Below are 24,995 nucleotides of genomic sequence, written 5' to 3'. Positions count from 1 at the left end.
CGTGAGCAGCACGAGGCCACGCGAGAGTGCGGTCGACCGGATCCGGGAGCGGGTCGAGGAGAAGGCCGCCCGTCGTGCGACCGCGAAGGCGGCCGAGCAACGCGGACCGCACCCCGATGCCGGCCGGCCGCCGGCGGGGGCGCCCAGCAACGAGGAGCTGCCGGGCATCCACGCCGAGAAGCCCACCCAGATCCCGGCGCGGGGCTGGTGGCAGATCGTCAAGAGGTCGTGGGCCGAGCACAACGCCGACAACATGCCGATCATCGCCGGCGGGGTGGCGTTCTTCGGCTTCCTCGCCATCTTCCCGGCGCTGATCGCGATCATCTCGATCTACGGCCTGGTCGCCTCCCCGGAGGAGGCGGCCAGCCAGATCGAGTCCTTCGCCAGCGGTCTGCCGGAGAGCGCGCGGAACCTGATCACCGACCAGCTGACGACCATCACCGCCGGCAGCGACGACGCGCTCACCACGAGCCTGGTCATCTCGGTGCTCGGCGCCCTGTGGAGCGTCTCGGGTGGGGTCGGCAACCTGGTCAAGGCGGTGAACATCGCCTACGACGAGGTGGAGACCCGCAACTTCGTCAAGCTGCGCGCCCTTTCCCTGGTGCTGACCCTCGGCGCGATCGTCTTCGTGCTGCTCACCTTCGGTCTGGTCGCCGTGCTCCCCGCGGTCATCGACGCCCTGCCCCTGGGCCCGTTCGGCACGGTGCTGGCGCAGATCGCCCGCTGGGGGCTGCTGCTCGTGGTGGTGGCCGGGTCGCTGTCGGTCCTCTACCGGCTCGCCCCGGACCGGGACAACCCCAAGCTGCGGTGGGTCAGCCTCGGCTCGCTCGTCGTCACGGTCATCTGGGCGGTCGTCAGCCTGCTGTTCAGCTTCTACGTCAACAACTTCGGGTCCTACAACGAGACCTACGGGGCCATCGCCGGGGTCATCGTGCTGATGCTGTGGCTGTACCTGACGTGCTTCCTGGTGCTGCTCGGGGCGGAGATCAACTCCGAGACCGAGCACCAGACGGCGCAGGACACCACCGAGGGGCCGCCGCAGCCGATGGGGCAACGCAACGCGACGGTCGCCGACGAGGTGCCCGACCCGCCGGTGCCGAGCAAGGAGGACAAGGACCCGACCCGCAAGCAGTAGCGCGGGCTCGTCCTCAGCGGACCCGCGAGGGGACGAACGGCGGCCGCACGACCTGCACGGTCTGCGGCCGCCCGCGCACGTCCACGGCCAGCTCGGCGTCCTCCGCCGCCCCGGCCGCCGTGTCGAGCAGGGCCAGCGCGATGCCGGTGCGCAGGGACGGCGAGAAGGTCCCGCTGGTGACCTCGCCGACCCGCGTGCCGTCGGCGTCCAGCACCGCCATGCCCGGCCGCGGGATGCCCCGCCCGGTCGCCTTCAGCCCCCACAGCAGGCGAGCCGGCCCGGCCTCCTTCTCGGCCAGCAGCGCCTCGCGACCCCAGAACGCGGGCTTGCGCCAGCCCACCGCCCAGCCGGCGCGGGCCTGGACGGGGGTGATCGCGGTCGACAGCTCGTGCCCGTGCAGCGGGTAGCCCATCTCGGTGCGCAGCGTGTCCCGCGCGCCCAGCCCGCACAGCCGCAGCCCCTCGTCCTGCCCGTTCTCGACCAGCACGTCCCACAGTTCGCCCGCGTGCTCGGCGGCCACCAGCAGCTCGTAGCCGTGCTCGCCGGTGTAGCCGGTGCGGCAGACGGTCACCTCGGCCCGGCCACCGCCCAGGCCGGTCACGAAGGACATGTAGGGCAGCTCGCCGGGCAACCCGAGGAAGGCCAGCAGCTGGGGTGAGCGCGGACCCTGCACGGCGAGGACGGCGACCTCGGCGTGCCGGTCGGTCACCGTCACCCCGGAGGGTGCCGCGTCGGTCAGCCGGGCCACGACCTCCGCGGCGTTCGCGGCGTTGGGCACCAGCAGGACGTCGTCCGGGCCGTGCAGGTAGACGATCAGGTCGTCGACCACGCCGCCGGCCTGCGGGTCGCCGTCGGGCAGGCAGCACATCGTGTACTGCGCCTGGCCCGGCCCTATGCGGGACAGGTCGTTGGTCAGGCAGGAGTCCACGAACGCCGCGGCGCCCGGACCGCGGACGGTGGCGGTGCCCAGGTGCGAGACGTCGAACAGGCCCACGCCGGTGCGGACGGCCTCGTGCTCGGCCAGCACCCCGCCGCCGGCGTACTCGATCGGCATCGACCAGCCGCCGAAGTCGGCGAGCTTGGCGCCGGCCGCGACGTGCCGGTCGTGCAGGGGGGAGGTCCGCGTCGGGCTGGGCGAGGTCACGCAGGCACGCTAGCGGCGCGGGGCGGCCTCCCTGCAGGGTCCCGCTGCGAGCCCGGTGACGTGCTGGAACGCCCCCCGTGCAGGGACCCGTGCCCCGGCCCCGTCCCGAGGCTCGCGCCGAGCTCGCGAGGCGGGAGGAGGACGCGGTCCTCCTCCTCCTACGATCGTGCGGTGCCGCCGACGATCTCCGCCACCGACCGCCTGCTCGAGAAGCTCACCGCCGACGCCGTCGTCGTCGGCATCGGCAAGGGCCCCCGCGGGCTCCTGCCCACGCCGGGCGCGGAGGCCGTCGACCGGCTGCTCGGCGGACGGCTGCTCGGCGCGCTCGCCGACCTCGGCGCGCGCGGTGCCGAGGACGAGGTGACCCGGGTCGCCGCCCTCGGCCAGGGCTCGTTCCCCGTGGTCGCGGCGGTCGGGCTCGGCGCACCGCTGCCCGGTGGCGGGTACGCGGCCGAGGCGGTCCGGCGGGCCGCCGGCGCCGCCAGCCGCGCGCTGTCCGGACGCTCGTCGGTGGTCACCCTGCTGGCCGCGGTCGGCGGGACGCCGGACGAGCAGCGGCTGCACGCCGTCGGCGAGGGCAGCCTGCTGGGCGCCTACGAGTTCACCGCCTACAAGTCCGACGGCGCCGACCGGCCCTCCCCGCCCCGGGCGTTCAGCGTCGTCGTGCCGGACGCCGGGGTCGCCAAGGCGTCGCTGGAGCGCGCCCGCGCGGTCGCCGGGGCCGTGACGCTGGTGCGCGACCTGGTCAACACCCCGCCGAACGACCTGTACCCCGCCGAGCTCGCCGCGCGCGGCGCGGCCGCCGGGAAGAAGGCCGGGCTCAAGGTCGAGGTGCTCGACGAGGAGGCGCTGGCCGCCGGCGGCTACGGCGGCATCCTCGCCGTCGGCGGGGGCTCGGCCCGCGGGCCACGCCTGCTGCGGCTGACCTACACCGGCCGGAAGGCGCGGAAGAAGGTCGCGCTGGTCGGCAAGGGGATCACCTTCGACAGCGGCGGCCTGTCGATCAAGCCCGCCGCGAACATGCACCACATGACCAGCGACATGGCCGGCGCGGCCGCCGTCATCGCCACCGTCTGCCTGGTCGCCGAGCTCGGCCTCCCGGTCGAGGTCACCGCCACCGTGCCGATCGCCGAGAACCTGCCCAGTGGCACCGCGTACCGGCCGGCCGACGTGGTGACCTTCCGCAACGGCAAGAAGTCCGAGATCACGAACACCGACGCCGAGGGCCGCGTCATCCTGGCCGACGCCCTGGCCCGGGCGGCCGAGGACTCCCCCGACGCGATCCTGGAGACCTCCACGCTCACCGGCGCGCAGCTGGTGGCCCTGGGCTCGCGCACCGCCGGCGTGATGGGCAGCGACGACATGCGGGACGCCGTCGTGGCCGCCTCGGCCCGCAGCGGCGAGGCGATGTGGGGGATGCCGATGCCCGCCGAGCTGCGCCGCGGGCTGGACTCGCCGATCGCGGACTTCGTCAACGCCAACGCCGACCGGATGGGCGGCATGCTCGTCGGGGCGCACTTCCTGGCCGAGTTCGTGCCGGCCGGGCTGCCGTGGGCGCACATCGACATCGCCGGCCCGAGCTACAACACGGGCTCGCCGTGGGGCTACACGCCCAAGGGCGGCACCGGCGTCCCGGTGCGCACCCTGCTGGCCACCATCGAGGACCTCATCGCCCGGTGAGGTGCTGGAACGGCCCCCGTCAGGGTCCCGCCCCGAGCGTGCGAGGGGTGGGCGGACGGGGGTCCTCCTACTTCTGGCGGGCGTTCCAGTCCCGCATCCGCTGCGGGTAGCCGGTGACCTGGGCGTCGTAGACCGGGATGCCCAGGTCGCGGGAGAGCCGGCGCGCGGTGTCCGGGCCGTCGATGCGGCGCCGCGTCCACTCGCCGTCGGCGGCGACCAGGACGATGGTGGTCTCCGTGACCGACGTCCGGGGCTCGACGTACCCCTCGACCCCGCGACGGCTGGCCACGAACTGCTCGAGGTGGGTGACGTCGGCCCTGCCGGCGCCCCGGTCGAGCGTGCCGCGACCCGGTGCCTGCCGCCGCCGTCGGCCCCACAGCCCCATACCCGCTCCCGTCCCGCCCGGGTCGCGTCCGTGCCGCGACGTCCGGGCTGGCAACGGTGCTAGCCGCCCCGGCGTTCCCGGAGTGGCAGGATGGGCGCGGATCATCCCCCGCCCGTGTGAACCGGACGGGACACCGGCATTCGAGGAGACCTCGTGAGCTCACCCACCGCGCCCGCTGACCTGGTCATCCTCGGTGGTGGCTCGGGTGGCTACGCCGCCGCGCTGCGCGCCGCCGAGCTGGGCATGTCCGTCGTCCTGATCGAGAAGGACAAGGTCGGCGGCACCTGCCTGCACCGCGGCTGCATCCCCACCAAGGCCCTGCTGCATGCCGGCGAGGTCGCCGACCTGGCCCGCGAGGGCGAGCAGTTCGGCGTGAAGACGTCGCTGGCCGGCATCGACATGGACGGCGTCAACAGCTACAAGGACGGCGTCGTCGGCCGGCTCTACAAGGGCCTGCAGGGCCTCATCAAGAGCCGGAAGATCGCCTACGTCGAGGGCGAGGGCCGGCTGGTCTCCCCCACCGCGGTGGAAGCGGGCGGCCAGCGCTACGAGGGCAAGCACGTGCTGCTGGCGACCGGCTCCTACGCCCGCTCGCTGCCCGGCCTGGACATCGACGGCACCCGCGTCATCACCAGCGACCACGCGCTGCGCCTGGACCGCGTGCCGGCGTCCGCGATCATCCTCGGTGGCGGCGTCATCGGCTGCGAGTTCGCCAGCGCCTGGAAGTCCTTCGGTGTCGACGTCACCATCGTCGAGGCCCTGCCCCACCTGGTGCCGCTGGAGGACGAGTCCTCCTCCAAGCTGCTCGAGCGCGCCTTCCGCCGCCGCAAGATCGGTTTCGAGCTCGGCAGCCGCTTCTCGGGCGTGCAGAACACCGAGAACGGCGTCAAGGTCTCGCTGGAGAACGGCAAGGAGATCGAGGCCGAGCTGCTGCTCGTGGCCGTCGGCCGCGGCCCGGTCAGCCAGGGCCTAGGCTACGAGGAGGCCGGCGTCGCCATGGAGCGCGGCTACGTCCTCGTGGACCAGTACCTGCGCACCAACGTGCCGACCATCTCCGCGGTCGGCGACCTGATCCCGACCCTGCAGCTGGCCCACGTCGGCTTCGCCGAGGGCATCTTCGTCGCCGAGCGGCTCGCCGGTCTGGAGCCCGCCCCGATCGACTACGCCGGCGTCCCGCGGATCACCTACTCCGACCCCGAGGTCGCCTCGGTGGGCCTCACCGAGGCCCAGGCCAAGGAGCGCTACGGCGAGGTCAAGACGCTGAACTACGACCTCGGTGGCAACGGCCGCAGCCAGATCCTCAAGACCGCCGGCGCGGTCAAGCTGATCCAGGCCGTCGACGGCCCGGTCATCGGCGTGCACATGGTCGGCAGCCGGGTCGGCGAGCTGATCGCCGAGGCGCAGCTGATCTACAACTGGGAGGCCGAGGCCGACGACGTCGCCGCCCTCATCCACCCCCACCCGACGCAGAGCGAGGCCCTGGGCGAGGCCCACCTGGCGCTCGCCGGCAAGCCGCTGCACGTGCACGGCTGACCCCGCACCACCTCCCACACCCCCCGCGCCAGAAGGAGCCCTGCACCGATGCCGACCTCCGTCACCATGCCCGCCCTGGGCGAGAGCGTCACCGAGGGCACGGTCACCCGATGGCTCAAGCAGGAGGGTGAGCAGGTCGAGGTCGACGAGCCCCTCCTCGAGGTCTCGACCGACAAGGTCGACACCGAGATCCCCTCGCCGGCCGCGGGGGTGCTGAGCAAGATCCTGGTCGCCGAGGACGAGACGGTCGACGTGGGCGCGGAGCTCGCGGTCATCGGTGGGGAGGGCGACGGCGGCGGCTCCGGCGGTCCTGCCTCCGCGGAGGACGCGGACGCCATGCCGCAGACCCCGGTCGACCAGGTGGACGACGCCGGGTCGGCCCAGCCGGAGCCGCAGCCGGAGCCGGCCCAGGCGTCGTCCGGCGACGGCTCCGGTGGCGGCGGCGGGGGCGGGGGCGGGGGCGGCGAGGGCACGCCGGTCACCATGCCGGCGCTCGGCGAGAGCGTCACCGAGGGCACGGTGACCCGCTGGCTGAAGGCGGTCGGCGACGAGGTCACCGCCGACGAGCCGCTGCTCGAGGTCTCCACGGACAAGGTCGACACCGAGATCCCCGCCCCGGCGTCGGGCACGCTGCTGGAGATCTCGGTCGACGAGGACGAGACGGTGGACGTCGGCACGCAGCTGGCCGTCATCGGCTCGGGCTCGGCCGGCGGCGCCCCCGCGCCCGCGCAGCAGGAGGCCCCGGCCCAGCAGGAGGACCGGTCGCCGGCACCGCCCGCGCAGGCCACCGAGCCGACTCCGCAGGCCGACCCGACGCCGCAGCGCGCGCAGCCCTCCTCGGAGCAGCCCGGGGGGGACTACGGGTCCGGTGGGGTGCTGCCCTCCACGTCGCCCACCGACGCCCCGTCCCCGGCCCAGGCGGTCGCCCCCCAGGCTCCCGAGGCGCCGAAGACCCCGGCCCCGGCTCCCTCGGGCGACGGCGGCGGGCAGTACGTCACCCCGCTGGTGCGCCGCCTGGCCGCCGAGCGCGGTGTCGACCTGGCCTCGGTGACCGGCACCGGCGTCGGCGGACGGATCCGCAAGCAGGACGTCATCGCCGCCGCGGAGCAGGCCGCCGCCCCGGCGCAGGCGCCGGCCCCGGCTGCCGCCTCCGGTCGCCCGGCTGCGACCCCCTCGCCGGCCGCCCAGCCGGACACCTCGCTGCGCGGGCGCACCGAGAAGCTCTCCCGGCTGCGCACCGTCATCGCCCGGCGGATGGTGGAGTCGCTGCAGGTCAGCGCCCAGCTGACCACGGTGGTCGAGGCCGACGTGACCGCGATCGCGCGGCTGCGCGACCGGGCCAAGCGGGACTTCGAGGCCCGCGAGGGCGTCAAGCTGTCGTTCCTGCCGTTCTTCGCCAAGGCCGCGATCGAGGCGCTCAAGGCCCACCCGGCCGTGAACTCCTCGATCGACCTCGAGGCCGGCACGGTGACCTACCACGACGCCGAGAACCTGGGCGTCGCGGTCGACACCGAGCGCGGCCTGCTCGTCCCGGTGATCAAGGACGCCGGCGACCTGAGCATCGGCGGGCTGGCCCGCAAGATCGCCGACCTGGCCGAGCGGACCCGCACCAACAAGGTCACCCCGGACGAGCTCGGCGGCGGCACCTTCACGCTGACCAACACCGGCAGCCGGGGCGCACTGTTCGACACGCCGATCATCAACCAGCCGCAGGTGGCGATCCTGGGTGTCGGCACCGTGGTCAAGCGCCCCGTGGTCGTCCAGGACCCCGACCTCGGCGAGGTCATCGCGGTCCGGTCGATGGTCTACCTGGCGCTCACCTACGACCACCGGATCGTCGACGGCGCCGACGCCGCCCGCTTCCTCGGCACGGTGAAGGAGCGGCTGGAGGCCGGCCAGTTCCACGGCGAGCTCGGGCTCTCCTGATCCACCCCCGATCGGGGCCCCGGCGCTTCGCCGGGGCCCCGATCGCGTCCGCCCTGCCTGGAGGAGACACATGAAGGTCGCGGTCACCGGCTCCTCGGGGCTGATCGGGTCCGGCCTGGTGGCCGCGCTGCGGTCCGACGGGCACGAGGTGCTGCGGCTGGTCCGCCGGACGCCGCGGACCGCCGACGAGCACCGCTGGGACCCCTCCCACCGGCGGATCGACCCGACGCTGCTGGCCGACGTCGACGCGGTGGTCAACCTGGCGGGCACCCCCATCCGGCCGCGACCGTTCACCGCCGGCTACAAGCAGCAGCTGCGCGCCAGCCGGCTGGACAGCACCGCCACGGTCAGCGAGGCGCTGGCCGCGGCCGCCACCGCGGAGCCCGGGCGGCGGCGCGTGCTGCTGTCGGCCTCGGCGGTCGGCTACTACGGCGACACGGGCGAGCGGCCGGTCGAGGAGGACGCGCCTCCGGGCAGCGACTTCCTGGCCCGCCTCTGCGTCGACTGGGAAGCGGCCACCCGCGCCGCGGAGGACGCCGGCGTGCGCGTGGTGCACCTGCGCACCGGCCTGGTGGTGGGCCGCGACGCGATGCTGGTGCGCATCCTGGGCCTGGTCTTCAAGGCCGGCCTCGGGGGCCCGATGGGCTCGGGGCGGCAGTACTGGCCGTGGATCAGCCTGGACGACGAGGTGGGCGCGATCCGCTTCCTGCTCACCGCCGACGTCTCCGGCCCGGTCAACCTCACCGGGCCGGCGCCGGTGACCAACGCCGAGTTCGCCCGGCGCCTGGCCGCCGCGGTGCACCGGCCCGCCCTGCTGCCGGTGCCCGGGCCGGTGCTCTCCCTGGCGCTCGGGGAGTTCGGCCGGTCCAGCGTGCTGGCCGGGCAGCGCGCGGTGCCGGCGGCGCTGGAGCGCGCGGGCTACCGGTGGACCCACCCCGACCTCGACGCGGCGCTCCGGGCGGCCCTGCACCGCGGCTGACGGCGGTCAGGCCACCCGTTCGGCCGAGGCGATCCGCCACCCGCCGTCGCTGATCGCCAGCGTCATCCGCACCTCCACCTCGCCGCGTCCTGGCACGGGGCGCAGCGCCGGCCCGCCAGGGGCGGCCGCCGGCACCACCTCGTACGCCGGCCACCGGTCGACCACCCGCAGGGTCACCTGCTCACCGTCGGGCGCCTCCTCCAGCACGGCCACGCCGACCACCTCCGGGGCGAAGCCGCGCAGCGTCTCCCCCGCTGCCGCGAGGGCGGCCACGGTGTCCCGGTCGGCGGCGAGCAGGGCGCTGCCGGGCAGGTGCACGCCGTCGAGCAGCGCCGCCGAGCCGGTCGACAGCGCCTCGGCCCGGAGGTCGTAGAGGGCGTCGAGCCGGCTCGCCCAGTCCGCCTCGGGCACGACGGCGGGCGGCGTCCCCGGGGCTGGTGTCGTCGCCGGGGCGGGTGCCGGCGCCGGGGCGGGCACCGGTACCGACGGTGTCGTCGGCCCGGGCGTGTGCGGGGCGCCGGCGGCGCGGCCGGCGAGGACCGCCGGTTCCGCGGCGGGCGCCGCCGGGTCGCGCCCCCAGGTGACGCCCAGCCACAGCAGCCCGCCGAGGACCGCGGCGACCGTGGCCAGCACGCCGGCCCGGCGCAGCACCGGGCCCGCGGCGGAGATGCGGGCGGCCAGGCCGGCCCGCGCCTCGGGCGGCGCTGCCCCTGCCCGCCGGTGCCGGCCCGGGACCTGGTGGGTCAGTTCGGTGCGCGGACCGCGGCCGGTGCGCGCGAGCTCCTCGTCGGGCACCCCGGCCCGCGGCAGCCGCACCGGCTCCGGGCGGCAGGCGTGCCGGAGGTCCAGGGCGAAGGCGGCCGCCGAGCCGCGGTCGTGCGGGTCCGGCGAGAGACCGCGGGCGAGCACCTCCAGCAGCTCGGCCGGGGCGTCCGGCGCGAGCTCGGCGAGGTCGGGCAGGACGCCGTCCGCGGCCACCCGGAGCGTGTCGGCGGGCGTCGCGCCGTTCCACGGCGCCACCCCCGTCAGCGCGTGGAAGGCCGCGGCCGCGACCCCGAAGACGTCCGACGCCGGCCCGGGGGCGCCGCCGCGGGCCACCGTCGGGTCGACGTAGGCCGGGGTCACCTCGCCGGCGGCCTCCTCCCCCAGCACCCGCGCCACGCCCAGGTCGGTGAGCACCGGCCGTCCCTCGGCGGTGAAGACGACGTTGCCCGGGGAGAGGTCGCCGTGCACCACCCCGCGCTCGTGGGCGTGCGCGAGCGCGGCGGCCACCGGCGCGAGGGCGGTCACCACCTCACCCGGCCGCAGCCGGCCACGCCGGGCCAGCAGCGCGGCCAGGCTGCCGCCGCCCAGCAGGTCGAGCACCAGCGCCACGCGCGGCTGCCCGCCGCGGCGCGGCTCGTGGACGACCTCGTGCAGCCGCACCAGGTGCGGGTGGTCGAGCTCCCCCAGCAGCGCCGCCTCGCGGGCCTGCCGCTCCGCGTCCCCGGCGACCAGCAGCTTCACCGCCACCGGCTCGCCCCCCGCCCGCGGCACGGCCCGCCACACCTCGCCGGACCCGCCGCGGCCGAGCAGTTCCTCGAGCCGGTAGCCGGGGACGACGGGCGCGGGCGGGGGCGACGGCATGGCGGGCACCGTAAGCGGCCGGACGACATCGCCGCCGGCGCCGTCCACAGGCCCCGCTCCGATGGCCCGCCTGCAGGCAGAAGGACCCCGTCCCACTCACCACTCGCAAGCTCGCGGCGAGCCGCTGGACGGGGCCTGGCGCGATCCTGCGAGGGGCGGGGGGGCAGGAGGGTCCTGCTACTAGGTTCGGAGCCATGCCGCTGCCCGCCCGCGCCCAGGTCGTCGTCGTCGGCGCGGGGCTGGCCGGGCTGTCCGCCGCGGTCCGGCTGCGCGACGCGGGCCTCGACGTGCACGTCGCCGAGGCGGCGGGGCACGCCGGCGGGCGGCTGGCCACCGAGCGGGTCGACGGGTTCGTCGTCGACCGCGGCTTCCAGGTGCTCAACACCGGCTACCCGCGCGCTGCCGACCTCGACCTGGCGGCGCTCGACCTCGGCTGGTTCTGGCCGGGCGCGGCGGTGCGGGTCGAGGGCCGCCGGTACCGCGTGGTCGATCCGCGGCGGCGGCCCACGACGGTCCTCGACACGCTGCGGGCGCCCATCGGGTCCCCGCTGGCCAAGGCCGCCGTCGCCGCGTACTCGGCCCGGGCCGGGTACGCGCCCGTCGGCCGGCTGCTGCGCGAGGAGGAGACCACCGCCGAGGAGCGGCTGCGGCGGGCGGGCGTCGGTGACACCGCGCTGGAGCGATTCTTCCGGCCGTTCCTCGCCGGGGTGCTGCTCGAGGACCGGCTGGAGACCTCCAGCCGCTACCTGGACCTGCTCTGGCGCAGCTTCGCCCGCGGGGCGATCGGCCTGCCGGCCCGCGGGATGCAGGCGGTCGGCGAGCAGCTGGCCGGCCGGGTCGGTGCCGAGCGGGTGCACCTCGGTGTCCGGGTCGGCGCCGTGGCCGGCGACGGGGTGACCACGGACGCCGGGCGCACCCGTGCCGACGCGGTGGTCGTGGCCACCGACCCCGACACGGCTGCCGCGCTGGTCCCCGGGCTCACGGCCACCGCACCCCGGCAGGTCACCACGCACCTGCACGTGCTGCCCGCCTCCCCGACCGGCGAGCCGCTGCTCGTGCTCGGCACGCCGGGCGGGCGGCTGGTCAACAGCGCCGTGCTCACCGACGCCCAGCCCGCCTACGCCCCCGACGGCCGGGCGCTGGTCGCCAGCTCCAGCCTGGCGCCCACCCGCGAGGACGACGTCCGCGCCGAGGTGGCCGCCCTGCACGGGGTCGGCCCCGGCGACCTGGAGCACCTCACCTCGGTCACCGTGCCGCGGGCCCAGCCGGCCGCCGTCCCGCCGCTGCGCCTGCGGCAGCCGGTCGACCTCGGCGGCGGGCTGTACGTGGCCGGCGACCACCGTGACACCCCGTCCATCCAGGGCGCGATGGCCAGCGGGGCGCGGGCCGCGCGCGCCGTCCTGCGCCTCCTGGCCCCCGACCGGCGAGGAGCTGCTTGACCGTGCCCGCGACCGCCCCGACCATCCTGGCGACCAGCATCGGGTTCGACTCCCGCCGCCGCGGCCCCTACGACTGGGCGCCGGGTCCGGTCTTCGACCTCGCCTTCGAGCTGGCCGGGGCCCCGGCGCGGCCGCGGCTGTGCTACCTCGGCACCGCCACCGGTGACGACCCCGTGCGGGTGGCCGGCGTCTACGGCGCGTTCGCGGGCAGCGGCGTGCAGGTCAGCCACCTGAGCCTGTTCCCGATGCCCACCGTGCCCGACGTCCGCGCGCACCTGCTGGCCCAGGACGTGGTCTGGGTCGGCGGCGGCAGCGTGGCCAACCTGCTGGCGGTGTGGCGGGTGCACGGACTGGATGAGGTCTTCCGCGAGGTGTGGGAGGCCGGTGTCGTGCTGGGCGGGGTGTCGGCCGGGTCGCTGTGCTGGCACGTCGGCGGCACCACCGACTCCTACGGCCCCGACCTGCGCCCGGTGACCGACGGGCTGGGGCTGATCCCGACCTCCAACGGCGTCCACCACGACTCCGAGGAGCAGCGCCGCCCGCTCTACCACCGGCTCGTCGCCGACGGCACGCTGCCCGGCGGGCACGCCACCGACGACGGCGTGGGGCTGGTGTACCGCGGCACCGAGCTGGTGGAGGCCGTCGCCGACCGGCCGGACAAGGCCGCCTACCGCGTGGAGCGGGGGCCCGACGGCACCGCGGTCGAGACCCGCATCGACCCCCGCCGGCTCCGCTGATGAAGGACCCCCTCCTCCCCACCCCTCGCCAGCTCGGGGCGGTGCCCGGGAGGGGGCCTAGGCTGGTCCGGTGAGCGAGCTGCAGGTCGTCCGGGCAGGCATGGTCCCCTACGAGGAGGCATGGGCGGTGCAGCGCGAGCTGCACGCGGCCCGGGTCGCCGGCGAGGGCCCCGACACGCTGCTGCTGCTGGAGCACCCGCCGGTGTACACCGCGGGCAAGCGCACCAAGCCGCACGAGCGGCCCTTCGACGGCACGCCCGTCATCGACGTGGACCGCGGCGGCAAGATCACCTGGCACGGCCCGGGTCAGCTCGTCGGCTACCCGATCGTCCGGTTGGCCGACCCGGTCGACGTCGTCGCCCACGTGCGGCGCCTGGAGGCGGCGCTCATCGACGTGTGCGACGGTCTCGGCCTGGCCACCGAGCGGGTCGAGGACCGCAGCGGCGTGTGGGTGCGGGCCGACGACAGGGGTCCGGACCGCAAGGTCGCCGCCATCGGGGTCCGGGTGGCCAGGGGCGTGACCATGCACGGGTTCGCGCTCAACTGCGACCCCGACATGTCGGCGTTCGGCAACATGATCCCCTGCGGGATCGTGGACGCCGGTGCCACCTCGCTCACGACCGAGCTCGGTCGCGACGTCCCCGTGGCCGAGGTCGTCGACGCCGTCGAGGCGGCGATGCGCACCGTCCTGACGGGAGCGAGCGTCCCCGCCTGACGGCCTCCTTGCAGGGGCCCGCCGCGAGCGTGCGAGCGGTGGGGGGCAGGGAGGTCCTCTTTCAGCCGACGACGAAGTTGACCAGCCGGCCGGGGACGGCGACCACCCGGCGCACCGTCTTCCCGGCCAGCTGGGCGGCGACCTTCTCGTCGGCGCGGGCGGCGGCCTCCAGGGCGGCGGCGTCGGCGGCGGCCGGCACGCCCACCTGCGCGCGCACCTTGCCGTTGACCTGGACGGCGACCTGCACGGTGTCCTCGACCAGCCAGCGCTCGTCGGCCTCCGGGAACGGCGCCCAGGCCAGGGACTGACCGTGGCCCAGCCGCGACCACAGCTCCTCGGCGATGTGCGGGGCCAGCGGCGCGACCATCAGCACCAGCGGCTCGGCGACCGACCGCGGCACCGGGGAGTCCGCCCCGTAGGCAGCCGTCAGGTGGTTGGTCAGCTCGGTGATCCGCGCGATCGCGATGTTGAACCGCAGGGTGGCGAACCCGTCGCGCACCCCGGCGATCGTCCGGTGCAGCGCCCGCAGCGTCTCCTCGCCGGGCTCCACCTCGGCGGCCCGCACCGCGCCGGACTGCTCGTCGACGACGACCCGCCAGATCCGCTGCAGCAGCCGCTGCGAGCCCACGACGGCCTTGGTCTCCCACGGCCGCGACTGGTCCAGCGGTCCGGTCGACATCTCGTACACGCGGAAGGTGTCGGCCCCGTAGGCGCCGATCATCTCGTCCGGCGTGACCATGTTCTTCAGGCTCTTGCCGATCTTGCCGTACTCGCGGTTGACCTCGGCACCGTCGTGGAAGAACCGGCCGTCCTTCTCCTCCACCTCGGCGGCGGGCACGTAGAAGCCGCGCTCGTCGGTGTACGCGAACGCCGAGATGTAGCCCTGGTTGACCAGCCGGCGGAACGGCTCCTCGCTGGAGACGTACCCCAGGTCGTGCAGCACCTTGTGCCAGAACCGGGCGTACAGCAGGTGCAGCACGGCGTGCTCGACCCCGCCGACGTACAGGTCCACGCCGCCGACGTCGCCGTCCCCGCGGGGCCCCAGCCAGTACCGCTCCAGCTCGGGGTCGACCATCTGCGTGTCGTCGCCCGGGTCCAGGTAGCGCAGGTAGTACCAGCACGACCCGGCCCAGTTCGGCATCGTGTTGGTCTCGCGGCGGTACTTCCGCGGGCCGTCACCCAGGTCCAGCTCGACCGTCGTCCACTCCGTCGCCCGCGACAGCGGCGGCTCCGGGGCGGAGTCGGCGTCGTCGTCGGCGAAGGTCTTCGGCGAGTAGTCGTCGACCTCGGGCAGCAGCACCGGCAGCATCGGGTCCGGGACGGCGACCGGCAGGTCGGCGTCGTCCCCGTCGATGGCGTAGACGATCGGGAACGGCTCACCCCAGTAGCGCTGCCGGCTGAACAGCCAGTCACGCAGCTTGTACGTGGTCGTCGCCTCGCCGTGGCCGTGCTCGACCAGCCAGTCGGTGATGGTGGCGATCGCGGTGGCCTTGTCCAGGCCGTCCAGGGAGATCTCGTCGTTGGAGGAGTTGATCATCGCGCCGGCGCCGGTGTACGCACCGCCGTCCCAGTCGGCCGGCGGCTGGACCGTGCGGACGACGGGCAGCCCGAAGGCCTCGGCGAAGTCCCAGTCCCGCTGGTCCTCGCCGGGCACCGCCATGATCGCGCCGGTGCCGTAGCCGGTCAGCACGTAGTCGGCGATGAACACCGGCAGCTCGCGGCCGTTCACCGGGTCGACCGCGGTGACGCCCAGCCAGACGCCGGTCTTCTCGCGGCCGGCGTCCTGCCGGTCCAGCTCCGAGCGGCGGGAGGCCTGCCGCTGGTACTCGCGCACCGCCTCCGCCGGGGTCGGCGCTCCCCCGGTCCACCGCGGGTCGGTCCCGTCCGGCCAGGCGGCGGCGGTCAGCGACCCGACCAGCGGGTGCTCCGGTGCCAGGACCATGTAGGTCGCACCGAACAGCGTGTCCGGCCGGGTGGTGAATACCTCGATCGTCTCGCTGCCGCAGGAGAAGCCGATCCGCGCACCGGTCGAGCGGCCGATCCAGTTGCGCTGCATCAGCTTCAGCGAGTCCGACCAGTCCAGCCGGTCCAGGTCGTCCAGCAGCCGGTCGGCGTAGGCGGTGATCCGCATCATCCACTGGGTGAGCGGGCGCCGGAACACCGGGAAGTTGCCGCGCTCGGAGCGCCCGTCGGGCGTGACCTCCTCGTTGGACAGCACCGTGCCCAGCCCCGGGCACCAGTTGACCGGCGCCTGGTGCAGGTAGGCCAGCCGGTGCGCGTCGACGACCCGCCGCCGTTCGACGTCGTCCAGCTCGGCCCACGGCCGGCCGGTGTCGTTGGTACCCGGCGCCGGCTCGCGGGTACCGGCGTCCAGCTCGGCGACCAGCTCCTCGATCCGCCGCGCCCTGCCGGCGGACTCGTCGAACCAGGAGCCGAAGATCTGCAGGAAGATCCACTGGGTCCACTTGTAGTAGCCCGGGTCGATCGTGGCGAAGCTGCGGCGGTCGTCGTGGTCGACGCCCAGGCGGCGCAGCTGGGCCCGGATGGCCGCGATGTTGGCCTCGGTGGTGACCCGCGGGTGCTGCCCGGTCTGGACGGCGTACTGCTCGGCGGGCAGGCCGAAGGCGTCGTAGCCCATCGGGTGCAGCACGTTGGCGCCGTCCATCCGGCGGAACCGGCTGGTGACGTCGGTGCCCAGGTAGCCCAGCGGGTGGCCGACGTGCAGGCCCGCACCCGAGGGGTACGGGAACATGTCCATCACGAAGTACTTGGGCCGGTCGGCGACCCGTTCGAAGCCCTGGCTCAGCCGGCCGACGGGGTTCGGGGTGTGGAACGTCCCCTCGGCCGCCCAGCGGTCCTGCCACGCGAGCTCGATCCGCTGCGCCAGGGCGGGCGTGTAGCGGTGCGGGGGTGTCTCCCCACCCACCCCGTCGCCCACCGGCTGCTCGACACTCGGCTGGTCGGCCGTCTGGCTCATCGTCGGTGCTCCTGGGTCCTCGGGGTGCGCGTACCGGGGGCGGACAGCAAAAGACCCCTCACGCAGGAGGGGTCGCCGTGCCGACTGGTGGGTCTCAGGTCAGCACGGCCGCGGAAGGAGGAGCCGCCCGGTCACGACGTCGAGCCTACCGCGCGCGGGCCCCGGGCCCGATCTCACCCGCTCGGGGCACCCGTGCGACGTCGGGGTGCAGCCCGGGAGGCGGGTGGCCGAGAAGACGGTGTGCCATCGACCCCGCCGGCCGCTCCATCGCGCCGTCAGCTCGCGGTCCCGCTGGGGGCCCTGGCGCTGTTCACGACCGGGGTGTGGGGGCGGCCGGACGGCGAGGCCTGGGGCGTCGTCTACGACCTGGTGCTCTACAACGCCGTCTACCTGGGGGCCGCGGTGGTCTGCGCCGCCGCGGCGCGCCGGTCGTCGACCGAGCGCGGGGCCTGGGCCGCGATGTCCCTGGCCTTCGTCCTCGGCATCGCGGGCAACGTCGTCTACACGCTCGTGGTCGCCACCCTGGACCCGGAGCCCTTCCCCTCCGTGGCCGACGCGTTCTACCTCGCCTACTACCTGCCCCTCTACGTCGCCCTCCTCGGGCTGATCCGGACACGGGTGCCGCGGTTCCACGCGAGCATGTGGCTCGACGGGGTCATCGGCGCCCTCGGCGGCGCCGCCGTCGCCGTCAGCCTCCTGCTCGGTCCCGCCCTGGAGGTGACGGAGGGCGATCCGGCCGCCGTCTTCACCAGCCTGGCCTACCCGATGGCCGACGTGCTGCTGCTGGCCGTGCTCGTCGCCCTCGGCTCGATCCTCGGGCTGCGGCGGGACCTCACCGTCTCCCTGCTGGCGGCCGGGATCCTCGCCAACCTGGCCGGCGACATCGTCTTCCTCAACCTGGCCACCCAGGGCGTCTACGTGGAGGGTGGACCGCTGGACCTCAGCTGGCTGCTCGGGGTCTCCCTCATGGCCGGAGCGGCGCACATCAGCCGACCCGGCCGGCGCGAGCTGCCGGACAGCAGCCTCTCCACCCGCGTCGGCTGGCGGGTGCTGGCCGTCCCGCTGGTGTGCGTCCTCGCCAGCCTCGTCGTGCTCGCCGCCGGCTGGGGCGGCACGTTCTCCCCGGTGGCCGGCTGGTGCGCCATCGGCTGCGTCCTCGCCGCGCTGGCCCGCACCGCGATCACGTTCCGGGAGGTCCGCGCCTTCCAGGAGGTGCGCGAGCAGGCCCGGACCGACGAGCTGACCGGGCTGCCGAACCGGCGCGCGCTGCTGGAGGACGCCCGCCGGGTGCTCGGGACCGCGACCGCGCGCCACCCGGCCGCGCTGCTGCTCCTCGACCTCGACGGGTTCAAGGAGGTCAACGACAGCCTCGGGCACCACGCCGGGGACAGCCTGCTGCGCCAGGTCGGCCCCCGGCTGCGCGGGGCGCTGCGCGGCGCCGACACCCTGGCCCGGCTCGGCGGCGACGAGTTCGCCGTCCTGCTCCCGGACGTCGCGCTGGACGAGGCGCAGCGGACCGCCGAGCGGCTCCGCGAGCTGCTGCAGCAGCCCTTCCTCGTCGAGCGCACCCGGCTGCACGTCGGGGCGAGCATCGGTGTCTCCACGGCGCCGGTGCCTGCCGCGACCGTGAGCGAGCTGCTGCGCTGCGCCGACGTCGCCATGTACGCCGCCAAGGCCAGCCGGGAGGGCGTGCGCGTCTACGTGCCCGACCCGCACGGCGGTACCGGCGACCGCCTGCACACCATGGAGGAGCTGCGGACGGCGCTGCAGGACGGCGACCAGCTCGCCGTCCACCTGCAGCCGCAGGTCGACCTCGCCGACGGCCGCGTCGTCGGCGTCGAGGCCCTCGTCCGGTGGCACCACCCGGTCCGCGGGCTGCTGTCCCCCGCCGCCCTGCTGCCCGCCGCGGAGCAGGCCGGGCTGCTGCGCCCGCTGGCCGACGCCGTCCTGGAGCTCTCGCTGACGGCGGCGGCCCGGTGGTGGCCGGAGCGCCGCGTGCCGGTCTCGGTCAACCTGTCGGCGGCCGACGTCACCGACCTGGACCTGCCCGCCAAGGTCACCCGCGCGCTGGACCGCCACGGTCTCCCGGCGGCCGCGCTGACCCTGGAGCTGGTCGAGGACACCCTGATGGCCGACCCCGAGCGCGGGCGCGCCGTGCTGGGCGAGCTGCGCCGGCTGGGCGTCCGGACGTCGATCGACGACTACGGCACCGGCTACAGCTCGCTGGCGTACCTGCGGCACCTGCCGGCCGACGAGCTGAAGCTGGACCGGAGCCTCACCCTGGACGTCGGCCGCGACCCGCGCGCGGCGGCCATCGTCCGGCACACGGTGGCGCTCGCCCACGACCTCGGCCTCACCCTCACCGCCGAGGGGGTCGAGGACGCCGACACCGCCGCCGTCCTGGCCCGGCTGGGCTGTGACACCGCCCAGGGGTACGCCGTCGCCCGCCCGATGCCGGTCGACGCCCTCCTCGCCTGGCTGGAGACGCCGGTCCGGCTACAGCAGCTGTAGCGACCGGGTCAGCCGAGCTGGGGGGCCACCTCCGCGGCCACCAGGTCAAGGTGGTCGAGGTCGGCCAGGTCGAGCACCTGCAGGTAGGCCCGGGTCGCGCCGGCCTCGCGGTAGCGGCCGAGGACGTCGACCACCTCGGCGGGCGTGCCCGCGGCGCCGTGGGCGCGGAGCTCGTCGACGTCCCGGCCGATCGCGGCCGCCCGGCGGGCGAGCTCGGCCTCGTACCACCCCGACCCGGGACCCAGCTCCACGCGGCCACCGCTCATCTGGTCGACCTGCGCCACCGAGATCGCCAGCGGGCCGGGCAGCCGGAAGGTCGCCGCCGACATCAGCGTGCCCAGCCGGATGCGGCTGGTCTCCCGGGCCAGCCCGCCCAGGGTCACCCAGGCGTCGGTCGGCCCGGGGAGGCCGTCGCCGCCCATCGCCAGGTGGTGGTCGGAGCGGAAGAAGGCGTCGAAGCCGGTCTCCTCGGTCCGCTGCGCGACGGCCAGCAGGTCGTCGTAGGTGGCGCCCTGCTGGGGCTCGGTGAGGACGCGTAGCTGCACCCGCCGACGCTGTCCGGGGCGGTCCGCCGCCGCCGTCCCGGAGATCCGTCCCGGGGGTGTGCCGTCCGCGGTGAGCGGGCAGGATGGCCGCCGACACGATCTACCGGAGGTGCATCCCGTGTTCCGCAAGAAGACGCACGGCCAGATCATCGGCGAGGAGCTGCAGGAGGGCCTCGTCCACATCGGGACGGCGGTGGCGGAGGCCCGGAAGGCGGCGACGGAGCAGCTGGCACCGCGCGTGGAGGCCGCCCGCGAGGCGAGCGGCCCGGCGCTGGACGCCGCCAAGGGGGCTGTCATGCCCAGGGTCGCCGCCGCGGTGGCCGTGGCCGCGCCCGCCGTCGAGGCGGCCCGCGACGCGCTCGCCCCCCGGGTGGACGCAGCCCGCGACGCGCTCGCCCCCCGGGTGGACGCGGCCCGCGACGCGGCCGGCCGGGCCGCCGCCGACCTCGGCCCGCGAGTGGAGGCCGCCCGCGAGGCGGCCGCCCCCCACCTGGCCGCCGCCGTGACCGCCGCCCAGGCCGCGGCCGCCAAGGCCGCCGCCGACCTCGGCCCGCGGGTCGAGGCCGCCCGCGACGCGGCGCAGAGGTCGCTCACCGAGGACGTCGTCCCGCGGCTGACCGCCGCCCAGGCGGCCACGCTGGCCTACGCCGCGCCCCGGGTGCTCGCCGCCCGCGAGGCGGTCTCGCCGGTGCTGGACAGCACCCGCGAGACCCTCGTCTCCGGGCTGGGCAGCGCCCGCGACGAGCTGGAGCTGCGCCGCCTGGAGCTCACCGCCTCCACGGCCCAGGCCCGCAAGCAGGCGGTCAAGCGCCGCCGCGAGCTGGAGAAGAAGGCGGCCCGGAAGGCCGCCGAGGCCGGGACCCGCGTGCGGCGGGGTGCCCCCGCGGTCGGGTCCGGGCCGCGGCGCTGGCCGTGGCTGCTCGCCGTCCTGGGCATCGGTGCCGCGGTGTTCGTGGTGTTGCGCCGTCGGCGGGGTACTGACGAGCTGTGGACCCCCGCCCCCACCGGCGACGGGCCCGTGCCCAGCTACCGAGAGGACCCCGTGCCCAGCTCCCCGAGCAACTCCGGCAAGACCGTCTCGACCGCCCAGACCACCCCGGGGGACGCGACCCCGCCCGACACCGACGCCGGCTCGTGGGCGCAGCAGAACGCCCCGTCCGAGAGCCCCGGGCCCGCCACCCCCGGCACCGCCACGACCAGTTCCGACGACCCGGCGCTGGACACCGCGACGGCCTCGCCGAACGACCAGCCGCAGACCGCCTCCGGCGGCGTCGGCTCGGACTCCGAGGACCCGCGCAACCCGGCGTCCTGACCCGACACCCCGCCTGAGCAGCAGCGCCCGCCTCGACCGAGGCGGGCGCTGCCGTCTGCGGGGGTACCGTGGTCGATCATGAGCGAGACGGTGGCCCCGACCCCTTCCGCTGCGGAGCCCCAGGGCCGCAGGCTGCTGCGCCTCGAGGTCCGCAACAGCCAGGTCCCGATCGAGCGCAAGCCGGAGTGGATCAAGACCCGGCTCAGGACCGGCCCGGAGTACACGGAGCTGAAGTCGCTGGTGCGCCGCGAGGGCCTGCACACCGTCTGCGAAGAGGCCGGCTGCCCCAACATCTACGAGTGCTGGGAGGACCGCGAGGCCACCTTCCTCATCGGCGGCGACCAGTGCACCCGGCGCTGCGACTTCTGCCAGATCGACACCGGCAAGCCCGCCGACTTCGACGCCGACGAGCCGCGCCGGGTCGCCGAGAGCGTGGCCACCATGGGGCTGAAGTACGCCACGGTCACCGGCGTCGCGCGTGACGACCTGCCCGACGGCGGCGCCTGGCTCTACGCCGAGACCGTCCGCCAGATCCACGCCCAGCTCCCCGGCTGCGGAGTCGAGCTGCTCATCCCCGACTTCAACGCCGAGCCCGACCAGCTCGCCGAGGTCTTCTCCTCGCGCCCCGAGGTGCTCGCGCACAACGTCGAGACGGTGCCGCGGATCTTCAAGCGGATCCGGCCCGGCTTCCGGTTCGAGCGGTCGCTGGCCGTGATCACCGCCGCCCGCGAGGCCGGGCTGGTGACCAAGTCCAACCTGATCCTGGGCATGGGCGAGGAGCCCGACGAGGTCGTCGAGACGATGCGGGCCCTGCACGACGCCGGCTGCGACCTGCTCACGATCACCCAGTACCTGCGGCCCTCGCCGCGGCACCACCCCGTCGTCCGCTGGGTCAAGCCCGACGAGTTCGTCGGCTTCCAGCAGACCGCGGAGGAGATCGGCTTCCCCGGTGTGCTGGCCGGGCCGCTTGTGCGCAGCTCCTACCGGGCCGGCCGGCTCTACCAGCAGGCCGTCGAGGCCCGCGGTCTGAACCCGACGCGGTAACCAGGCCCTTCGGCCTGCTGCAGGGGCCCGCCGCGAGCTTGCGAGCGGCGGGGGGCAGCTGGTCCTCCGACTATCCTGTGGGCATGGCACGCAGCAGGCCCAGCGACTCCCCCGCGCCCGCCGGCACCGGCAAGGCCGCCACGGGGCCCGGCTCCCGCTTCCGTCGTCGGAGCGGGTCGACCGGGGCCACGGCCTCCGGCCGGGGCGCGGCGAAGGCCGGCAAGGACGGCCAGCCGAAGGTCGGCCGGCTCAAGAAGGTCGGCAACCAGGCCCGCATGATCAAGCAGGCCTACTCGCTGACCCGCAAGAACGACCCGAAGCTCCCCTGGTTCATGCTCATCGCCTTCGTGGTGGTGTTCGCGGTCGTCGAGCTGATCGGCATCCTGCTGAGCTCGCCGTTCCTCTTCCTGCCGCTGGCGGTCCTGCTGGGCGCGCTGGCCGCGATGGTCGTGTTCGGGCGCCGCGCGCAGGGCTCGGCCTACCGCCAGGTGGAGGGTCAGCCGGGCGCCGCGGCCTGGGTGCTCGACGGCATGCGCGGCGACTGGCAGGTGTCCTCCGGGGTCGCCGGGACCACGCAGCTCGACGCCGTCCACCGGGTGACCGGCCGGCCGGGCATCATCCTGGTCGGCGAGGGTGTGCCCTCCCGCGTGCGCCCGCTGCTGGCCCAGGAGAAGAAGCGGATCGCCCGGATCGCCGGCGACGCCCCGATCTACGACCTCCTCGTCGGGGACGCCGAGGGCCAGGTGCCGCTGCGCAAGCTCAGCACGCACGTCATGAAGCTGCCCCGCAACCTCTCCGGCGCCGAGCTCAACGCCCTGCGCAAGCGGCTCTCCGCGCTCGGCGGCAGCCGGATGCCGGTCCCCGGCGGCCCGCTGCCCGGCGGCCGCCAGATGTCGGTCAGCCAGCGCCAGGTCCGCCGCCGCTGACGGCCTCCCTGCAGGGCCCCGCCGCGAGCTCGCGAGTGGTGGGGGGCAAGGAGCTCCTCTGTCAATCCCGGACGACGGCGGTGCTGGTGACCCGGTCGTGCAGCCCCCGGCCGTCGGTGTCCACCACCAGGGCGGGCACCAGCAGCACGAGCAGCGCCGTGCGGACGACGGCCCGCCACAGCGCCAGCCGCTGCCCCGCCTGGGGGTGCGCCAGCCGCAGCCCCAGCAGCCGCATGCCCGGCGTCTGCCCGAAGACGACGAGGGTGGCCACGGTGATGAGCCCGAAGGCGACCAGGCTCCAGTTGCCGGGCAGCACCGGTGCGGTGAACAGCCCCGCGACAAGCGCCGAGGCGATCGCGTCGACGAGGAAGGCACCGACGCGGCTGCCGAACGGGGCCAGCGAGCCGGGGCCCTCGGCGGGCAGCCCCAGTGCGGCGCCGCGCCGGCGCTCCTGAGAAGGTGGCTGTGCGTCCCCGACCATGGCCCTCAGCGTAGGAGGCGCCCGCAGACCGCCCGCCTGACCGGCGGCAACGGGACGGCGACACGCCGTGTGCCGTTGTTACCGGCCTGAAACACCGGAGACACCCGAGGGCAACCGCCCGCTCGTACGTTCGCCACGGCTGTCCGCCCACTCCCGGAGGATCGATGTTCACCAGTCCCGACGAGGTCGCCGCCTACATCCGCGACAACGACGTCGAGTTCGTCGACGTCCGCTTCTGCGACCTGCCCGGCGTCATGCAGCACTTCACGATCCCCGCGTCGACCTTCGGCGAGGACACGTTCTCCGACGGCCTCGGCTTCGACGGCTCCTCGATCCGCGGGTTCCAGGCGATCAACGAGTCCGACATGCTGCTGCTGCCGGACGCCAACAGCGCCTTCCTCGACCCGTTCCGCCGGCACAAGACGCTGAACGTCAACTTCTTCATCCACGACCCGATCACCCGCGAGGCCTACAGCCGCGACCCGCGGAACGTGGCGAAGAAGGCCGAGGCCTACCTCGCGAGCAGCGGCATCGCCGACACCGCGTACTTCGGGCCCGAGGCGGAGTTCTACGTCTTCGACTCGGTGCGGCACTCCACCGGCATCAACGAGGGCTATTACCACATCGACGCGGTCGAGGGCTCCTGGAACTCCGGCGCCCTGACCGGCGAGAACGGCGGCCCGAACCTGGGCTACAAGACGCGTCCCAAGGGCGGGTACTTCCCGGTCGAGCCCTACGACCACCAGAGCGACCTGCGCGCCACGATGATGAAGAACCTCGCCGCCGCGGGCCTGGAGCTCGAGCGGGGCCACCACGAGGTCGGCACCGGCGGCCAGGCGGAGATCAACTACAAGTTCGACACGCTGCTGCGGTCGGCCGACAGCCTGATGCTGTTCAAGTACATCATCAAGAACACCGCCTGGGCCGAGGGCAAGACGGCGACCTTCATGCCCAAGCCGCTGTTCGGCGACAACGGCTCCGGCATGCACTGCCACCAGAGCCTCTGGAAGGACGGCGAGCCGCTCTTCCACGCCGAGACCGGCTACGCGGGCCTGTCCGACACCGCCCGGCACTACATCGGCGGGCTGCTGGCCCACGCCCCGTCGCTGCTGGCCTTCACCAACCCGACGGTGAACAGCTACCACCGCCTGGTGCCCGGCTACGAGGCGCCGATCAACCTCGTCTACTCGGCCCGCAACCGCTCGGCCTGCTGCCGCATCCCGATCTCCGGTGACAGCCCCAAGGCCAAGCGCATCGAGTTCCGCGTGCCCGACCCGTCGGCCAACCCCTACCTCGCCTTCTCGGCGATGCTGATGGCCGGCCTCGACGGCATCAAGAACAAGATCGAGCCGCCGGCGCCGGTCGACAAGGACCTCTACGAGCTGCCGCCCGAGGAGGCCCTGGGCATCGAGAAGGTGCCGGCCTCGCTGGACGCCGTCCTCGACCGGCTCGAGACCGACCACGAGTACCTGATCGACGGCGGGGTGTTCACCCCCGACCTCATCGAGACGTGGATCGAGTACAAGCGGGAGCACGAGATCGACCCGATCCGCCTCCGCCCGCACCCGCACGAGTTCGCGATGTACTACGACATCTAGGTCTCACACCGCGCTGACCTGCAAGTTCACTGCGGAGAGGCGCTGCCAGTCCCCAACGAGTCCCCAGCACGGGCCGCCAGCACCGCACCGACGGCGGCCCGTGCTGACTCGTCGCTGTCCGGCCAGAGGTGCCCGTAGGTGTCGAGCGTCGTCTTGGCGCTGCCGTGCCGGAGCCGGTGCTGCACGACCTTGACTTCGGTTGACTCGTTGGTCCGCCCCTTGTTTCGTGGAGTCCGATTGTTGGATCTTCGTGCCACCTGACCCCTTGAGGAGGGGCTGTGGGACGACGCGGGTATCCGCCG

General features: G+C 74.9%; 19 protein-coding genes. 13 read left to right on the top strand and 6 right to left on the bottom strand.

Translation table 11 applies throughout. The annotated features are described in order from the left end of the window. The first annotated feature begins 1 nt into the window (after window position 1). A complete protein-coding gene (locus BLR12_RS22640; protein WP_091382739.1) occupies window positions 2-1,135 on the top strand; it encodes a YihY/virulence factor BrkB family protein in 1,134 nt (377 codons plus the stop codon). A 13-nt stretch (window positions 1,136-1,148) separates the two neighbouring features. Here the strand turns inward: BLR12_RS22640 and gcvT are convergent, their stop codons facing one another. Beyond that, complete coding sequence (gene gcvT / locus BLR12_RS22635; RefSeq protein WP_091382737.1) at window positions 1,149-2,279, bottom strand: glycine cleavage system aminomethyltransferase GcvT; 1,131 nt, start codon at window positions 2,277-2,279, stop codon at window positions 1,149-1,151. 171 nt (window positions 2,280-2,450) lie between these two features. On the opposite strand from gcvT, the gene BLR12_RS22630 reads away from it, so the two are divergent. After that, window positions 2,451-3,959, top strand: coding sequence for a leucyl aminopeptidase (locus tag BLR12_RS22630; RefSeq protein ID WP_091382735.1), 1,509 nt, complete (start codon window positions 2,451-2,453; stop codon window positions 3,957-3,959). 67 nt (window positions 3,960-4,026) lie between these two features. Here BLR12_RS22630 and BLR12_RS22625 read toward each other — a convergent pair whose 3' ends face one another. Next, window positions 4,027-4,344 carry an oxidoreductase gene (locus BLR12_RS22625; protein ID WP_091382734.1) on the bottom strand — a complete coding sequence of 106 codons (318 nt, stop codon included), beginning with the start codon at window positions 4,342-4,344 and terminating at the stop codon, window positions 4,027-4,029. A 153-nt stretch (window positions 4,345-4,497) separates the two neighbouring features. On the opposite strand from BLR12_RS22625, the gene lpdA reads away from it, so the two are divergent. From lpdA to BLR12_RS22610, 3 genes are all read left to right on the top strand, one after another. Continuing rightward, window positions 4,498-5,877 (top strand): dihydrolipoyl dehydrogenase, encoded by a 1,380-nt coding sequence (gene lpdA, locus BLR12_RS22620; protein WP_091382732.1) that lies wholly within the window; start codon window positions 4,498-4,500, stop codon window positions 5,875-5,877. Between the two features lie 48 nt (window positions 5,878-5,925). Next, window positions 5,926-7,803, top strand: a complete 1,878-nt coding sequence (sucB, locus tag BLR12_RS22615) for a 2-oxoglutarate dehydrogenase, E2 component, dihydrolipoamide succinyltransferase (protein WP_091382730.1) — start codon at window positions 5,926-5,928, stop codon at window positions 7,801-7,803. Between the two features lie 70 nt (window positions 7,804-7,873). After that, the gene (locus BLR12_RS22610) at window positions 7,874-8,782 is read left to right on the top strand and encodes a TIGR01777 family oxidoreductase (RefSeq protein ID WP_091382728.1); all 909 of its coding nucleotides are present in this window, start codon (window positions 7,874-7,876) and stop codon (window positions 8,780-8,782) included. A gap of 6 nt (window positions 8,783-8,788) precedes the next feature. Here BLR12_RS22610 and BLR12_RS22605 read toward each other — a convergent pair whose 3' ends face one another. Beyond that, the gene (locus BLR12_RS22605) at window positions 8,789-10,408 is read right to left on the bottom strand and encodes a serine/threonine-protein kinase (protein ID WP_091382941.1); all 1,620 of its coding nucleotides are present in this window, start codon (window positions 10,406-10,408) and stop codon (window positions 8,789-8,791) included. A gap of 194 nt (window positions 10,409-10,602) precedes the next feature. Here BLR12_RS22605 and BLR12_RS22600 point away from each other — a divergent pair, with 194 nt between their 5' ends. The 3 genes from BLR12_RS22600 to lipB all read left to right on the top strand — a co-directional run bounded on the left by BLR12_RS22600 (window position 10,603) and on the right by lipB (window position 13,299). After that, window positions 10,603-11,847 (top strand): NAD(P)/FAD-dependent oxidoreductase, encoded by a 1,245-nt coding sequence (locus BLR12_RS22600; RefSeq protein ID WP_091382726.1) that lies wholly within the window; start codon window positions 10,603-10,605, stop codon window positions 11,845-11,847. Window positions 11,848-11,849: 2 nt separating this feature from the next. After that, a complete protein-coding gene (locus tag BLR12_RS22595) occupies window positions 11,850-12,584 on the top strand; it encodes a Type 1 glutamine amidotransferase-like domain-containing protein (RefSeq protein WP_091382725.1) in 735 nt (244 codons plus the stop codon). Window positions 12,585-12,654: 70 nt separating this feature from the next. Next, window positions 12,655-13,299, top strand: coding sequence for a lipoyl(octanoyl) transferase LipB (gene lipB, locus BLR12_RS22590; RefSeq protein ID WP_091382723.1), 645 nt, complete (start codon window positions 12,655-12,657; stop codon window positions 13,297-13,299). A 61-nt stretch (window positions 13,300-13,360) separates the two neighbouring features. Here the strand turns inward: lipB and leuS are convergent, their stop codons facing one another. Continuing rightward, window positions 13,361-16,276, bottom strand: coding sequence for a leucine--tRNA ligase (gene leuS / locus BLR12_RS22585; protein WP_176832649.1), 2,916 nt, complete (start codon window positions 16,274-16,276; stop codon window positions 13,361-13,363). Window positions 16,277-16,516: 240 nt separating this feature from the next. Here leuS and BLR12_RS22580 point away from each other — a divergent pair, with 240 nt between their 5' ends. Further along, complete coding sequence (locus BLR12_RS22580) at window positions 16,517-18,787, top strand: putative bifunctional diguanylate cyclase/phosphodiesterase (RefSeq protein ID WP_091382722.1); 2,271 nt, start codon at window positions 16,517-16,519, stop codon at window positions 18,785-18,787. Between the two features lie 8 nt (window positions 18,788-18,795). Here BLR12_RS22580 and BLR12_RS25605 read toward each other — a convergent pair whose 3' ends face one another. Further along, window positions 18,796-19,332: an LLM class flavin-dependent oxidoreductase gene (locus BLR12_RS25605; RefSeq protein ID WP_091382720.1), complete on the bottom strand. Its 537-nt coding sequence runs from the start codon at window positions 19,330-19,332 to the stop codon at window positions 18,796-18,798. 118 nt (window positions 19,333-19,450) lie between these two features. On the opposite strand from BLR12_RS25605, the gene BLR12_RS24755 reads away from it, so the two are divergent. From BLR12_RS24755 to BLR12_RS22560, 3 genes are all read left to right on the top strand, one after another. Then, a complete protein-coding gene (locus BLR12_RS24755; protein WP_091382717.1) occupies window positions 19,451-20,644 on the top strand; it encodes a hypothetical protein in 1,194 nt (397 codons plus the stop codon). A 78-nt stretch (window positions 20,645-20,722) separates the two neighbouring features. Beyond that, window positions 20,723-21,688, top strand: coding sequence for a lipoyl synthase (lipA, locus tag BLR12_RS22565; RefSeq protein WP_091382716.1), 966 nt, complete (start codon window positions 20,723-20,725; stop codon window positions 21,686-21,688). An 83-nt stretch (window positions 21,689-21,771) separates the two neighbouring features. Next, entirely contained in the window at window positions 21,772-22,614 is an 843-nt protein-coding gene (locus BLR12_RS22560) for a DUF4191 domain-containing protein (protein WP_091382937.1), read from the top strand. 61 nt (window positions 22,615-22,675) lie between these two features. On the opposite strand, the gene BLR12_RS22555 is transcribed toward BLR12_RS22560, so the two are convergent. Further along, on the bottom strand, window positions 22,676-23,095 hold the full coding sequence (locus tag BLR12_RS22555) for an RDD family protein (RefSeq protein ID WP_091382714.1): 420 nt from the start codon (window positions 23,093-23,095) through the stop codon (window positions 22,676-22,678). Between the two features lie 164 nt (window positions 23,096-23,259). Here BLR12_RS22555 and glnA point away from each other — a divergent pair, with 164 nt between their 5' ends. Further along, window positions 23,260-24,693, top strand: a complete 1,434-nt coding sequence (glnA, locus tag BLR12_RS22550) for a type I glutamate--ammonia ligase (protein ID WP_091382712.1) — start codon at window positions 23,260-23,262, stop codon at window positions 24,691-24,693. The last annotated feature ends 302 nt before the right edge of the window (window positions 24,694-24,995 follow it).

Origin of the sequence: Geodermatophilus sp. DSM 45219 (assembly GCF_900104025.1) — a bacterium.
Taxonomy (GTDB): domain Bacteria; phylum Actinomycetota; class Actinomycetes; order Mycobacteriales; family Geodermatophilaceae; genus Geodermatophilus.
Note: the sequence above shows the minus strand (reverse complement) of the source record. Positions and strands in the feature narration are given on the sequence as shown.

Excerpts from the sequence above, each read along its gene's own strand:
- sucB (WP_091382730.1), top strand. The coding sequence starts at position 5,926 with ATGCCGACCTCCGTCACCATGCCCGCCCTGGGCGAGAGCGTCACCGAG.
- leuS (WP_176832649.1), bottom strand. The coding sequence starts at position 16,276 with ATGAGCCAGACGGCCGACCAGCCGAGTGTCGAGCAGCCGGTGGGCGAC.
- BLR12_RS22560 (WP_091382937.1), top strand. The coding sequence starts at position 21,772 with ATGGCACGCAGCAGGCCCAGCGACTCCCCCGCGCCCGCCGGCACCGGC.
- BLR12_RS22555 (WP_091382714.1), bottom strand. The coding sequence starts at position 23,095 with ATGGTCGGGGACGCACAGCCACCTTCTCAGGAGCGCCGGCGCGGCGCC.
- BLR12_RS22600 (WP_091382726.1), top strand. The coding sequence starts at position 10,603 with ATGCCGCTGCCCGCCCGCGCCCAGGTCGTCGTCGTCGGCGCGGGGCTG.
- lipA (WP_091382716.1), top strand. The coding sequence starts at position 20,723 with ATGAGCGAGACGGTGGCCCCGACCCCTTCCGCTGCGGAGCCCCAGGGC.
- BLR12_RS22625 (WP_091382734.1), bottom strand. The coding sequence starts at position 4,344 with ATGGGGCTGTGGGGCCGACGGCGGCGGCAGGCACCGGGTCGCGGCACG.
- BLR12_RS22605 (WP_091382941.1), bottom strand. The coding sequence starts at position 10,408 with ATGCCGTCGCCCCCGCCCGCGCCCGTCGTCCCCGGCTACCGGCTCGAG.
- glnA (WP_091382712.1), top strand. The coding sequence starts at position 23,260 with ATGTTCACCAGTCCCGACGAGGTCGCCGCCTACATCCGCGACAACGAC.
- BLR12_RS22610 (WP_091382728.1), top strand. The coding sequence starts at position 7,874 with ATGAAGGTCGCGGTCACCGGCTCCTCGGGGCTGATCGGGTCCGGCCTG.